Source organism: Devosia sp. SD17-2 (assembly GCF_029201565.1).
In the GTDB taxonomy this organism is placed as follows: Bacteria; Pseudomonadota; Alphaproteobacteria; order Rhizobiales; family Devosiaceae; genus Devosia.
Genome location: NZ_CP104002.1, coordinates 656,232 through 668,879, shown reverse-complemented (window position 1 = coordinate 668,879; position 12,648 = coordinate 656,232). Strand labels below are relative to the sequence as shown.

General features: G+C 61.9%; 17 protein-coding genes. 16 read left to right on the top strand and 1 reads right to left on the bottom strand.

The window, feature by feature from the left end:
* Positions 1–7: 7 nt before the first annotated feature.
* The 16 genes from NYQ88_RS03360 (at position 8) to NYQ88_RS03285 (ending at position 12,352) form a co-directional block, all read left to right on the top strand.
* Positions 8–178, top strand: a complete 171-nt coding sequence (locus NYQ88_RS03360; protein WP_275653563.1) for a hypothetical protein — start codon at positions 8–10, stop codon at positions 176–178.
* Positions 178–576 carry a GPW/gp25 family protein gene (locus NYQ88_RS03355; protein ID WP_275653562.1) on the top strand — a complete coding sequence of 133 codons (399 nt, stop codon included), beginning with the start codon at positions 178–180 and terminating at the stop codon, positions 574–576. Before NYQ88_RS03360 ends, NYQ88_RS03355 begins: the two co-directional genes overlap by 1 nt.
* Positions 573–794 carry a hypothetical protein gene (locus NYQ88_RS03350; protein ID WP_275653561.1) on the top strand — a complete coding sequence of 74 codons (222 nt, stop codon included), beginning with the start codon at positions 573–575 and terminating at the stop codon, positions 792–794. The genes NYQ88_RS03355 and NYQ88_RS03350 overlap by 4 nt, the downstream gene beginning before the upstream one ends.
* Positions 781–1,188: a baseplate J/gp47 family protein gene (locus NYQ88_RS03345; protein WP_275653560.1), complete on the top strand. Its 408-nt coding sequence runs from the start codon at positions 781–783 to the stop codon at positions 1,186–1,188. Before NYQ88_RS03350 ends, NYQ88_RS03345 begins: the two co-directional genes overlap by 14 nt.
* On the top strand, positions 1,188–1,856 hold the full coding sequence (locus NYQ88_RS03340; protein WP_275653559.1) for a phage tail protein I: 669 nt from the start codon (positions 1,188–1,190) through the stop codon (positions 1,854–1,856). Before NYQ88_RS03345 ends, NYQ88_RS03340 begins: the two co-directional genes overlap by 1 nt.
* 11 nt (positions 1,857–1,867) lie before the next feature.
* Positions 1,868–2,980, top strand: coding sequence for a phage tail protein (locus NYQ88_RS03335; RefSeq protein ID WP_275653558.1), 1,113 nt, complete (start codon positions 1,868–1,870; stop codon positions 2,978–2,980).
* Positions 2,981–2,997: 17 nt separating this feature from the next.
* Positions 2,998–4,803 carry a hypothetical protein gene (locus NYQ88_RS03330; RefSeq protein WP_275653557.1) on the top strand — a complete coding sequence of 602 codons (1,806 nt, stop codon included), beginning with the start codon at positions 2,998–3,000 and terminating at the stop codon, positions 4,801–4,803.
* Positions 4,800–5,258, top strand: a complete 459-nt coding sequence (locus NYQ88_RS03325) for a hypothetical protein (RefSeq protein WP_275653556.1) — start codon at positions 4,800–4,802, stop codon at positions 5,256–5,258. The genes NYQ88_RS03330 and NYQ88_RS03325 overlap by 4 nt, the downstream gene beginning before the upstream one ends.
* Before the next feature lie 19 nt (positions 5,259–5,277).
* Entirely contained in the window at positions 5,278–5,514 is a 237-nt protein-coding gene (locus tag NYQ88_RS03320; RefSeq protein ID WP_275653555.1) for a hypothetical protein, read from the top strand.
* Between the two features lie 364 nt (positions 5,515–5,878).
* Complete coding sequence (locus NYQ88_RS03315) at positions 5,879–7,108, top strand: phage tail protein (protein ID WP_275653554.1); 1,230 nt, start codon at positions 5,879–5,881, stop codon at positions 7,106–7,108.
* A gap of 12 nt (positions 7,109–7,120) precedes the next feature.
* Positions 7,121–7,645 carry a phage major tail tube protein gene (locus NYQ88_RS03310; RefSeq protein ID WP_275653553.1) on the top strand — a complete coding sequence of 175 codons (525 nt, stop codon included), beginning with the start codon at positions 7,121–7,123 and terminating at the stop codon, positions 7,643–7,645.
* Positions 7,646–7,648: 3 nt separating this feature from the next.
* Complete coding sequence (locus NYQ88_RS03305) at positions 7,649–7,927, top strand: phage tail assembly protein (protein WP_275653552.1); 279 nt, start codon at positions 7,649–7,651, stop codon at positions 7,925–7,927.
* Between the two features lie 173 nt (positions 7,928–8,100).
* Positions 8,101–10,590, top strand: coding sequence for a phage tail tape measure protein (locus NYQ88_RS03300; protein WP_275653551.1), 2,490 nt, complete (start codon positions 8,101–8,103; stop codon positions 10,588–10,590).
* Positions 10,587–11,036, top strand: a complete 450-nt coding sequence (locus tag NYQ88_RS03295) for a phage tail protein (protein WP_275653550.1) — start codon at positions 10,587–10,589, stop codon at positions 11,034–11,036. Before NYQ88_RS03300 ends, NYQ88_RS03295 begins: the two co-directional genes overlap by 4 nt.
* The gene (locus NYQ88_RS03290; RefSeq protein WP_275653549.1) at positions 11,036–11,260 is read left to right on the top strand and encodes a tail protein X; all 225 of its coding nucleotides are present in this window, start codon (positions 11,036–11,038) and stop codon (positions 11,258–11,260) included. Before NYQ88_RS03295 ends, NYQ88_RS03290 begins: the two co-directional genes overlap by 1 nt.
* Positions 11,261–11,266: 6 nt before the next feature.
* Positions 11,267–12,352 (top strand): late control D family protein, encoded by a 1,086-nt coding sequence (locus NYQ88_RS03285; protein ID WP_275653548.1) that lies wholly within the window; start codon positions 11,267–11,269, stop codon positions 12,350–12,352.
* Positions 12,353–12,425: 73 nt separating this feature from the next.
* On the opposite strand, the gene NYQ88_RS03280 is transcribed toward NYQ88_RS03285, so the two are convergent.
* On the bottom strand, positions 12,426–12,623 hold the full coding sequence (locus tag NYQ88_RS03280; protein ID WP_275653547.1) for a DUF6447 family protein: 198 nt from the start codon (positions 12,621–12,623) through the stop codon (positions 12,426–12,428).
* Between the last annotated feature and the right edge of the window lie 25 nt (positions 12,624–12,648).

The window sequence follows — 12,648 nt, the reverse complement described above, 5'->3', positions numbered from 1 at the left end:
GAGAAACATGGAAAAGCAGACCTATGAAGTCGCCCAGGATGTTTCCTGGGTGAATGGCCAGCCCGTGCCCAAAAACCGGCGCGTCGAACTCACCCAGAGTGAGGCGCTCTACGATCTTGGCCTCGGCCGCATCACGCTGGCAAAACCCGCCACTGCCAAGGTCAAGGACGAGGCGTGATGGTGGACCTCGACCGCTACACCGGGGAGGTCATCGACAACTATGCCTCTGCCCGGCAGTCGGTCGAGATCATCTTCACCACCCGCATCGGGGAGCTCGTGATGCTGCGCCAGTTCGGTGGCGGCCTCGTCGAACTGCTCGGGCGGCTGATGGTGCCGCGCCTGTTTACGGCATTTCGACTGTTGATGGCGGCCAGCATCGACCTTTGGGAGCCGCGCTTTCGGGTACGGCGCATTGAGCTCAGCGGCACGGTTGACGAGGTGCGCCTCGGGCACGCCGGATTCGCTATCGAGGTCGACTGGCGACCGCGCGCCCATCTGGGTGATCCCACCGTAGAAGGGGTCAGGACGTTTGGCCTCAGGTTTGTGGATGGAACGGCAAGGACGGTTGAACCATGAGTTTTCGATTTACCGCTCCGGATTTGCTCAACCTCGGCCCGCCGCCTGGGCTAGCCGGCGAGGATTTTGACGTTCTGCTCGAGCGGGCGCGCACCCGGCTGGTCGGCGAGTTGCAGGCCGGGGGTGTCGTTTTCGAGGTCGCACGGCTCGACGCCAACCCGGTGATGCGGGTCAGCCGGCACCGGCTTTGTCGATCGGCCGCCAGTGAGCGTGAATAGCGCGGGCGGTTCCGGCGCGCAGATCCTCGCTGACATCGCCCAGTATCGCCTGGTGCGCAATGAGCAGTCGGTGCGGCCGCTGGCTGCGCGGGTGATTGTCGCAGCGGCCCAGTCCAAGATCTACACGGCCACGGCCACACTTTATGTCGGGGCATCCGGGGACCGTGAGGCGATCCGCCTGGCCGCGCTCGCCAATCTGCAGCGCTACCAGGAAAGCCGCCGCCGCATCGGCCGCCGCGTGCCGAAATCTGGCCTTGAGGCCGCGCTGGCGCTGGTCTCTCCCGAAGGCATTCCCGTCATTCCGGACGTGAATGTTGTCGAGCCCGACCTCGTGCCGTCGCATATGCAAATTCCAGTTCCGGGAGCGGTGACGCTGACGGTTGAGGTGCGCTGATGAGCAATTGGTGGGATGAGGTCTATCAGGAGCAGTGGACCGTCTCGCTCCTGCCGCCCTCGAACAGCACACCGTGGGAACTCGCGGTCGAGGCGGTTGACGCCGATCTCGTCGCCCGAGACCCGGTCGGGCTCATTGCAGCGGCCCGATCGGTTGCGGAGGTTCCGGCGCCTTGGCTGCCCTATCTGGCGGCCGAGCGTAGCGTCGACGAATTCACCAGCGCCTGGCCGATCGAGCGCCAGCGGGCGGTGACAGCGGCCAGCTTTGGCATGCACCAGGTCAAGGGCACGCGCCCGGCGCTCGTACGGGCCTTGGCCCCGCTGGGCTTCGATGTGTCGGTGATCGAGTGGTTTGAAGCCGAGGGCCGCGACCCCAACACGTTTCGCCTGCGGGTCGATATCGGCGAGGTAGAGCCTTGGGAACAGGGTGACCACGACATTCTGGTGCGCGTGGCCAATCAGGCCAAGAACGCGCACACCAAGCTTGAAACCGTGTCGGCAGCCAGACGGCTTGTACCGGCACGGCTCTATATTGGCGGCGCGCTCCGCATGCGCTGGAAGATCCGCATCGAGGATCGTCCGCCCGTTCTGGCGCCCATCAAGGGCCTTATTTTCATCGGCGGGTCCGTCCGCATCCGTCACCGCCTGCGGATTAGCGCTCGGCCCTGAGGAGAGTTTTCATGACATCGTTCCATGCTATTCCGACACTTGCCGGCCAGGCGGCGATTGCTGCGGCCATTGCCGACGAGGCGCCGATCAAGCTCACCACGCTGGTGGTGGGCGATGGCAACGGCAATCCGACAACGCCGCTGGAAACCCAGACGGGTCTGGTTCATCTGAGTGGCGCGTTTCCGCTGCAAAGCGTTGAGGCGGAAGACGGCCAGATCGTCGCCACGGGCATCATCGACGAGGAAGATGGCGGCTGGACGATCCGCGAGGCGGGCCTGCTTGATGAGAACGGCATTCTGCTGTTCGTGGCATCCGTGCCTCCGACCTACAAGGCCACACCATCCGAGGGCGTCATCGCCGCGCTTGAGTTGTCACTGGTCCTGGTCATTTCCGACACGGCGCAGGTGACGGTGGTCAGCTCGGGCTCGTCCTATGCCACCGTCAATTATGTAAACGACACCGTAGACGGGCACCGGACCCATTTCGGCACCCCGATCCGCCCCTATTTCGTGGCCGTGGACAGCGTGGCCGTAACCGCGCCGCCGGATACCCCGGCGACTGGCGCGACCTATCTGGTGCCGACCACGGCAACGGGTGCATGGGCGGCTCATGCCGGCAAGATCGCCCAGTTCCGCGAGGGCGGCTGGACTTATACCAGCGTGCCCATTGGCCACATCGTGTGTGACGGTTCGACCGGCCTGATGTGGCGGCGCACCGGCTCGGGCTGGCGGCAATATCTGGCAAGCATCCCGGAGCACATCGCTGGCACCTCGACCACACTGGCCGCGCACCCGGCCGGGGTCGCGGCCATGATCGGCGCTGCGCTTTCGGGCTTCGATCCTGGCGTCCCTTCGGGGTACGGCATTGGGTCGATCGTAATGGCCCGAATTAAACAAAGCCCGATGGGGCCTGGAAGCGCGGTGCCACTGGCCGCAGCACCGCTAGAGACGGTTTCCGGCACAGTTTTGGAACTGATCGCTTTTACTACCCAGATGTATACGGGCAATCAGAGCATCGCTGATGTCGGTCCGATTATCGGTGTTGGCACCTGGCAAAATATGGGCGCCGCCGTAAGTGCCGGCTCTATTTGGTCAAGCGTAACACTCTGGCGCCGCGTCTCCTGACCTTGAGGATTTGAGCAATGACAGAAGTAGCGCGCGCCGAAGCATTCGCCAAGCAGGCCGACCGCAGCCGTGAGATCGCCGAAGGGCTGGTGCGCCAGGGGCAGGGCTTTCTCAACAAGACGCGAGCGGCGCAGGAGCTTGTGTCTGAGTACCTTCGCAAGCATGGCGTCCAACACCAGTGGGACGACACCAAGCTGTCCATTCTCTCGCCCGATGGCACCTATGGCGAGAGCGTGGATCTGCGCGGGTTGACCGGCGATGTTGGTCCGGCACCAGTAATTGAAACCGGCACCATCGCGACGAGCGATCCGGGCAGCGAGGCCGAGGCCAGCATCACCGGCGAGGATGGGCACTATCTTCTCCATCTGGTCCTGCCTCGCGGCGAGGAAGGGCCTGTCGGCCCGCCGGACGGCAACACCCTGCTCAATGGCGAGGCTGGGCCAGCGTCAGGGCTAGGCAAGGTCGGCGACTTTTACCTGAACACGTCGAACTGGGACATTTATGGCCCCAAAACGGCTGGTGGTTGGGGCGAGCCGGCATCGCTCTCGGCGAACATCGATTTCGAGGAACTGGAGGAAACCCTTACCGGGAAACTGGACAAGGCTGGCGGCACCATGACCGGGCCGCTGGTGCTGGCGGGCGATCCTGAAGAGGATGATGAGGCGGCTCCCAAGGGATATGTCGACGCGCAGACGGCAGGCTTTGCAAAGGCCGAGGTCGGCAGCGTTGTCTACGCAGCCGATCCGCCCGCTGCGGGCTATCTGCCTGCCGATGGAGCAGCCTATCTGCGGATGGATTATCCAGAGCTGGCGGCATGTTTCCCCGATCCAGTGTTGCCTGCTGTGGCGACCACCATTCTGACCGCCGCCGACCCAATCGTCGGTATGGGCACGAACGGCGCAGGCACATGGATCTTTGTGACCAAGAACGCGACGACCCACGTTCACACTATCCATCGATCAACGGACGATGGCCTGACGTTCGCATCCACCCCAGCGGTGAGCAATTTGACTGGGGTCAACATCACCTGCAAGTCCATCGCTGCCGAGGGTGACGACTGGATTATTGGCTTCTTGAATGCCGGTGTTTCGCCCAATGTTGTGACGTTCATTCGTTCATCAAACAACGGCGCAAGCTGGTCTTTCTCGACCTTGTCGACGGCTGTCGCAACAGCGTTGCATGTTTTGGCGGCCAATGATGGTGTCTTTTACGCGGGTGTCCAAGGCACGGAATATTTGTTGAAGTCGGAAGACGGCGGCGCGAGTTGGACGCCGATCTTTGTTTCTGCCTCCATGGTCCAAGTCAATCTGATCGACTTCCATGGCGGTGGCATGCTTGTGCGAGGAGGGAACTCCAGCGTGTCGTGGTATCTTCAACCTGATCCGGATAGCGCATTTGGCCTTGCGCCGGGCGGAATGAGTGGATCCGGTGTTGGGGGTTTTCTGCAAAACGGGGACATCCTGCATACGAACTATGAGGCCGGGCTGGGGATTACGAATTTTGTCCTCATTAAGAGCGGACAAAAGCGGATCCTGAACAGGCACAGTTTGAGTATAAACCGTCTTTACAGGTTCGGAGCTGCGTCGATACTTGGGGTGAGTTCTTCGACGTATGGGGCGAGTAACGACACCGCCTCCAGTTGGGAAATGAGGGGCGGAAGCAAAAGTTTTTCCAATCACGGGTTCGGTGGGGGAACTTTGCTTATTGGGAACAGTGACAGGTCCGTTGAGCGGATTGTGCTAGACCCCGAAGTCTTCAAAGTGCCCGATATCCCGTATCAGGGCCCGCTCAAAGCCTACATCTATGCAGGAGAAGCGGCATGACCGTGTTTCACCTGATCGACGCGTTCGGCAATTCCCTTGGGGAGCACGAGCACACGCCCGGCGCTCCTTTGCCGCAACGCTATGTGACCGTGGCACCGCCGAACTTGGACGAGGGCGAATTCGCGGTCTGGGATGGGCAGTGGGTGGCTCGGGCCGAGAAGGCGGGGCCTCCTGCTTTCGAACCAGCCCTCGACCTCTCTCCGCTCCCGCGCTGGCGCTTCAAGGCCATGCTTCGGCTGACGGGCCACGAGGCGGACATCCAAGCTTGGCTTGCCAGTCTCAACGATCCGGACAGCCCGAACCACGACCCTGCCACATGGGCCTTGGCGTCGGCGATCCTTGAGGACAGCGATGAATACCGTTTCGATCACCCGTTGACCCAGACATTGCGCCAGATCGCCGGGGTGACACCCGAGCAGTTGGAGGCTTTGTGGGACAATGCTCACAGTCTTTGAGAATGACGGATGCACCGGAGTGCCCGACGTCATCGCTGGCATCTCCATCCGCCACTGCTGCGACAAGCATGACCCGGCGCTGTTCGTTAGCTTCGATATGGGTGTGTTTGACAAGGCCAATGTGGCCTTCGCTCATTGCCTCTGGGATGCGGGGCTGTGGTGGTTTGCCCTGCCAGCGCTCTTCGCCGTCTCGACGGTGGAGCTGCTGCTCTACTGGTTGGGGCCGAAGGGGAAAATGGGGAAAATGAAACGCTGACCGATTGACGGGTCAAGGCCCAATTTCCTCCCCCGGAGCCACGTGCGTCTCAACGGTATGTGCGAATGATGTCTAAGTCATAAAGAACGCAAAGCGGGATGCAGTCCCCGCGTACCATTGCCGGGACTGCGAAGCTGGCCGGGGCAAGCCTGCAACAGAACTATAGCGCTTTCCGCGGGTGATGGGTTTCACAATCTTGCACAGATCAGCAGGTTGCAGTGGCGTGGAATAGCTTCAAGGGTTGCCGATTTTGTTCCCCATGTGGGCTCTTCAGAGCTTGTCGATGATCTTTCACGTTTATTCCTGAACGGCTCGCCACACGGCGGGCCTTTTTGTTTGCCTTCAACATCAAAAGGAGACCCCGATGACCGCACCGGTTTTCGGCATGACATTTTCGCGTCCGGACGACGAGCCGGTGCCGGTATTGGGCGCCGACTTTTCCAAGGCGCTGATCATCGAAACCTCGGCGGATGCCGATGCGGCCACCTATCCCCTTGGCCAGCCGGTCCGCATCTCGACCAGCGATGGTGCGATGGTGGGCAAGCTCGGCACGGGCATGCTCCGGGACTATGTCGACGGCATCAACGCCCAGCTCGGCGGCCTCAATGCCGGCGCCGACGTCACCATTTACCGGGTGGCGGAAGGCGCCAATGCAGCGGCGACCGCGGCCAATATTGCGACGGCCCTAGCCCCAACCAATATCGCGGCCATCCCGTCAGCGGTGAATGCCACGCCGCGCATTCTCCTGGCTGGCCGCACCGCCTATCGCGCTGACCTCGAAACGGTTGGCCCCGTGATCGCTGCCTTGCCCGCCGCCGCCGAGCGGCTTCTGGCCATTGCGCCGGTGGATGTCGACGACACTTCAGCCGCCAATGCGATCGACGCCCGCGAAACCATGAGCTCCGAGCGGCTGATGCCAATCGGCGTCGCGGCAAGGGTTTACGAAGGCGTCTCTCTGGTGACGCGGCCGATGTCGCCCCGCGTGGCAGGTCTGTTCATGCGGGTGGACAATGCCAATCAGGGTAAGCCGTTCAACCCCATCGCCAATCGCACGCTCTATGGCCTCGCTGGGCTGAGCCGGCGCATTCCGTTCTCGTTGCTCGATGGCTCGACCGAGGGCCAGCAGATGCTCGAGGGCGAGGTCTCGATCGTCGTCGCCGGCGAAACCGGTGTCGATGGTGCCATTTCCGATGGCGGCTTCAGCTTTATTGGCACGGACAACACCACAACTGGCGAACTCTGGAAGCAGATCCACCAGGTGCGTGGCGCCGATTATCTGACCGTCAAGATGATGCAGATCACACGGCAATATCTCGGTCGCAAGATCACGGTGAGCCTTGCGGAAGCCTGGCTGCAGTCCATCAAGTTCATGCTGCGCGATCATCAGGCCGATGAGGACATTCTCGGCTATGACGTCCAGTTCCGCGCGGACAAGAACAGCCCGGAAAACATTCGCCTGGGGCACCTGACGGTCAATATGGGCATCGAGCCTGCGCCCGCCTTCAAGGTCGCCCATCACGAGGTGCGTCGTTACCGCCCGGCTGTCGAAGGGCTGGTTGCCGACATCATCGCCCGGCTTTCGTCCGTCGCATAAGGATCCTGTTCCATGACACAAGCTGCCATTTATCTCCTGACTGCGGTCGACGTGCGGCGCCTTTCCCAGCCCGAGTTCACCCGCAAGACGGTGATCAGTACGCTGACGCTGCCGCCACTCAATCTGCTGACGACCGAACACAACCCTGGCGGCGGCACCGGCGCCGTCAACTTCGCCATTCCGCGTGTCGAAGCGCCGGAGCCGGCGTTCAACGCCAAAGGCATCGATACCGACATTTTCACCGGCTTTGGCGAAGTCGATCGGTGGCTGTTCGCCGGTTCCTACAAGAAGCGCGGCCCCGGTGGCGGCGGCTTTGTGCCGGGACGCGCCATTATCGAAGGGGCGATCACCGGCTGGGAAGCCGATGAGAGCGATCCGGCCGAGTTCCAGGGCAGCACGCACGCCTTCAACGAGGTCACCCATTACGAGTTCAGCCTCGATGGCGAAGAGCTGTTCTATTGGGATTTCTGGGAAGGGGTGATCCGCTTCAAGGGGCGGGACATTACCCAGGCGCAACGCACAGCATTGGGGGCTTAAGCCATGGCAGAGACTGTTACCGTAAAGCTGTCCAAGCCGGTCGAGGTCAATGGCACAAACGTTTCCGAGCTCACCTTTCGGGAGGCCAATGTCGGGGACATGATCGCCGCCGACGGGGTCGAAGGGGATTTTGCCAAAACCGCGACCATGCTGGCCTCGATGGCCGGAGTGGGTCTGGACACGTTCCGGCAATTGCCGCTGCGCGACCTTAATCGGATCACCAAGGCCACCAATGGCTTTTTGGGAAACGCCGATACGCCAGAGGACAATGGCTCCGACTAGCTGTCCTGCTGGCGCACCATTGCTCGACCTCGATCTCCGAGGTCGAGGCCCTGCCGGTCCGGAAGGCGGCCCGGTGGCACAATGAACTGGCGAAGATCCTGCACCCTCAAAAAACGCGGCGTTAAGGCGCGTTGCTGGTCAGGTTCGGTTGCGCACTAGAACAGAGAAATCACATGGCCAAGCTTGAATCCAGCCTGATCCTCTCGCTGATCGATCGGGTCAGTGCACCGGCGCGTCAGGTCTCTGCAACCGTATCCCGGCTCAATGACGCGGCGGCCGCCAATCGCCGCGCCATCTCCGAAATGCAGGGACAGATGCTCGGTGCCGTTGGTGCGGGCTATGCGCTCTATCGCGGGCTGTCCGCTCCTGTCGGTGCCGCCATCGGCTTCGAAAGCGCCATGGCCGATATCGCCAAGGTGACGGACTTCAATGCCGAGGGGCTCTCTGCCTATGGCAAGGAACTGCGGGCGCTGGCCACTTCGGAAATCCCCATGGCGGTAACCGAGCTGGCCGCTCTGTCGGAGAATGCAGCAGCGGCCGGCATCGCCCAGGAAGATCTACTCGACTTTACCCGCCTCACCGCCAAGGCGGCCCTCGCCTGGGGGATTGGCGGCGCCGAAGCCGGGCAGGACCTGGCCAATATCAAAACGGCGTTGCGGCTGACGATTGGCGAGACGGAGCGCTATGCTGACGCCATCAATCACCTCGCCGACAACACCGCGTCCAACGCGCCTTCCCTGATCACCTTCTCCAAGGAAGTTGCGGTCCAGGGCGAGTTCTTTGGTTTCACCAAGGAACAGACGCTGGCCTTTGGTTCGGCGATGATCAGTGCGGGTGCCGAAGCCAATGTCGCTTCGACGTCGTTCCGCAATATGGGCCGCGCGCTGACCAAAGGGGCATCCTCGACCAAGCGGCAGCAGGATGCTTTCCGCAAGCTCGGCATGAATGCGCGCAAAGTCGCGGGCGCAATGCAGAAGGACGCGGTCGGCACAACGCTCGAGGTGATCGAGGCGATCGGCAGGCTGCCAGCAGAAATGCAGGCCGCCGCGATCTCCGATCTCTTTGGCGATGAAGCACGCGCGTTGATCCCGCTGCTCGGCAATACCGAAGCTCTGCGCGAGGCGCTCGGCTTTGTGTCCGACGAGATGACCTATGCCGGCTCTGTCGGCGCCGAGTTCGAAAAACGCGCGGCCACCACCGAGTTCGCGATTCAGCGCTTCAAAAATCAGGTCAATGACCTCGGCATCATTATTGGCAGCATCCTCTTGCCGCCGCTCAATGAGATCCTCGCCACCATTGGCCCGATCGTCACCAGGATCTCCGAATTTGCCGAGGCCAATCCGGAACTGACACGCAATGTCATCGCCGCCAGCGCGGCCCTGATCGGTTTTCGGGTGGCTATGGTTGGCCTCAAATTTGTTGGCCTGCTCGGTAAGGGCGGCATGCTGGACTTGATGGCATTGGGGTTTCGTGGCGTCGTGGAGCCCGCGAAGAATGCTGGCAAGGCAGTCTCGAGCATGATCGCTTACCAAAGCGCTCTCGCAGCGATGAGCGGGGCCAAGTACGGCGGTTTTGCCAAGGTTGTTGATGGCGCCAAGGCGCTTGCAATGGCGGCACCCGGAATGGGCATTGCCAAGGCTGTATTGGCTGCCATCGGCACGGCGCTGGGTGCGATTACCCTTCCGGTGGCGGCCGGCATTGTCGCCGTCGCGAGTGCCGGGGTGCTGATCTACAAATACTGGGATCGGATCGCTTCTTTTGTCAGCGGCTTTGCATCCGCCATCGGGGAGGAATTACGGCCGGTTCTCGAAGCGGCGCAACCAATGATCGAATGGTTTTCGCCCTTGGGTGAATCCATCGCCAGTGGCTGGGAGCAGGCCAAGTCCGCCCTTTCCGGTGTTGGTGATCTCATCGGAAATCTCTTCACCCAGGAGCAGCTGACCGATGAGCAGAAGGCTGGCTTCGAGCAATCTGGTGGGCAGCTTGCCCGGAGCCTGATCGATGGCATCAAGCAGGGTTTTGCCGACCTTTCCTGGAACAACATGTTTTCCATCCGGATCGAAGAGGGGAGCCTCGCGGCAAAGGGGCTGGCGGCGGGCCAGCAGCTGGTCGACGGGATTGTCGATGCCTTCGCCAATATCGGTCAGATGCTGTCGGATGCAATCACGAGCTTTGACTGGGTGCAAACCGGCATCGATCTCATGAACGCGATCTGGGAGGGCATGAAATCGATCATCCCCAACATGGTTGCGGGCCTTGGCTCGGCGATCTCGGGCCTCAATCCGTTCGCGGGCGGAGAAGCACAAGGCGGGCCGCAGCAGCGGCTTGTCCAACCGGGCGACACCACTCCGGGAGGCCAACGGATTGGAGGGGCGTTTGCCAAAGGCGGCCGCTTTAATTCTGGGTTGGCCCTCGTGGGTGAAGAGGGTCCCGAGCTCGTCGAGTTCGGCGGACCTGGCGAGGTGCACACCGCCCGGCAGACCCGGGGCATCCTCTCCGGGGCCCAGGGCGGCGCCGGCGGCGTAACCATTTCTGCGCCGCTAATCGGATCGGTTCAGATCACCAACGAAGCGGATGCGGATGCGATGATCGCCTATCTCGATCGACAATTGCGGGACATGTTCTCCGCCCTCCAGGTGGATACCGGCCACAGGATTGCATGATGCTCTATTCCATCGGTTCCCTGACGCTCGATACACGCCCCTTCAATGTCGACGATGTCAGCCGATCAGCGGGGGCGGACTTTGCCGTCAAGCCGCTGATCGGCACGCTTCCCGGCCGGGAATTCATGGGAGAGGGAGACGATAAGCTCACCCTCTCCGGCCAGTTGCTGCCGTTTAAAATTCCCGGTGGCGGCGGCATGACCGAGCTCGAGATCGCCCACGGTTTTCGCCAGTCCGGCCAACGCTTGCCGGTGATGCGCGGCGACGGGCGCATGCTTGGCTGGTTCGCCATCGAGAGCATCTCCGAGGCCCACACTGCCCTCATGAGCAATGGCGTCGGCTTCCGCGTCAAGCATACGATCGCTCTGGTGAAGGTCGGACCCGAGGGCGCCTCTCCCGGTATTATCGGCTCGATCCTTTCCCTGTTTGCGCAAGTGGGGTTGTGATGGCGCAGGCCGTTCTCATCAAACGCGAGCGCATGACCCTCGATCTGCTCCTGTTCCAAGCCTATGGGGCCGAGGGACAGGCGCTGCTCGAAGTGGCGCTCGGTCTCAATCCGGGGCTGGCTGGCCTCGGTCCGCATATTCCGCAGGGTACAACAGTCACCCTGCCGGATCGGCCGGCCCCGGATGCGCTCCGGGTTCGCACCGTCGTTTCTCTATTCGGGTAGACAATCATGGTCTGGAAAGTTGATTGGCGTGTCCTGGCTGATGGCCGGGACATGACCGCTGCCATGCGTCCGTTCCTGATTTCGGTGTCTATTTCGGATAAGGACGGCACCGCCGGAGACACTTGCCAGCTGCAGTTCGACGCTGCGGGCGGGCAGATCACGCTGCCGCAGAACGGCGGCAAGGTTCAGGTCTATCTCGAGGGCGTCAACAAGTTTGACGGCGTTGTCGATAGCGTCCGCTTCGCGCTCTCGCGTGGCGGCGGTCGAACCCTCAATGTCGGCGCCAAGGGCTTTGATGCCAATGGTCCCGTCAAGCAGCCGCAGAGCTTTCACATGGACGATGGCTCATTACAGCAATTCCTCGACAAGGCGGCCAAAACGGCGGGCCTCTCCGGCATCCAGATTGACCCGAGCTTTGCCGCGATCACCCGGAACTACTGGTCTGCCGAGGCCGAGAGTTTTTTGCATCTCGGCCAAAAGCTGGCACGCGATCTTGGCGGGACGTTCAAGATCCGTGGCGAGCGCGCCGTGCTGGCAAAGCGGGGAACCGGGATCGCGCCGAGCGGCGTGGCGCTGCCGCCGGTAATCGGCATTGTCGGGCAGAACGTCATAGGCCTCGATATTGAGCCGATCTCGACCCGCGACCGGTTCAAGACCGCGGCGGTCCGGTATTTTGACAGGGCAGAAGCGGTGTTCAAAACCATCCGTATGGAGACAGACGATGAGCGGGCGCGCGTCGATCGGGAGAGCCTCACCATTGCTGCTGACGAGAACCAGGCGCGCATGATCGCCGAAGGGCGCAAAGCCGACAGCAAGCGCGAGGGTGGAGGTGGTTCGGTCACCCTGGACCTCGATGTTACGGCGCAGCCAGAAGCGCCGTTTATTTTGCAGGGGGCTTATCCGCGGGTTGATGGCACCTATCGCATTGCTAGCGTGACCAACAAGGCCGACCGCAGTGGCGGATCGACGACCTCGCTGGAGCTCAAGGAGCCGGGCGATGGGACTGGTAAGGATGGGCGAACGGTGAAAGCCCCAGCGGGCGCGGATGAGGGTGACGATTATGTTCTGCCGAAACACGCTACGCTGGGCTAGGGGTGGTGTTTGCACGGCGGAGAGCACTTGAACAAGCCCTATTACGAGCGGGTCCAGCGATCGGATCCGTGCGCTATCCCTCGTTCTTGAGATCAGCCTTGATCGCACGCGCATAGGCCTGGCGAGCGGTGCGGAGGATGGCGAGTTCGTTCTGCAAGTCTGCCATTTTCCTGTCCACCAGGCGAATGCTGGCGATAGCGCCCCTGGCGCCCTCGGAGAGAGCGTCCAGCTGATAGGCAGTCCCGTCGATCGTAATGGTGCTATTTGTCATTTTGATCCTCATTCATGAAAAAGCC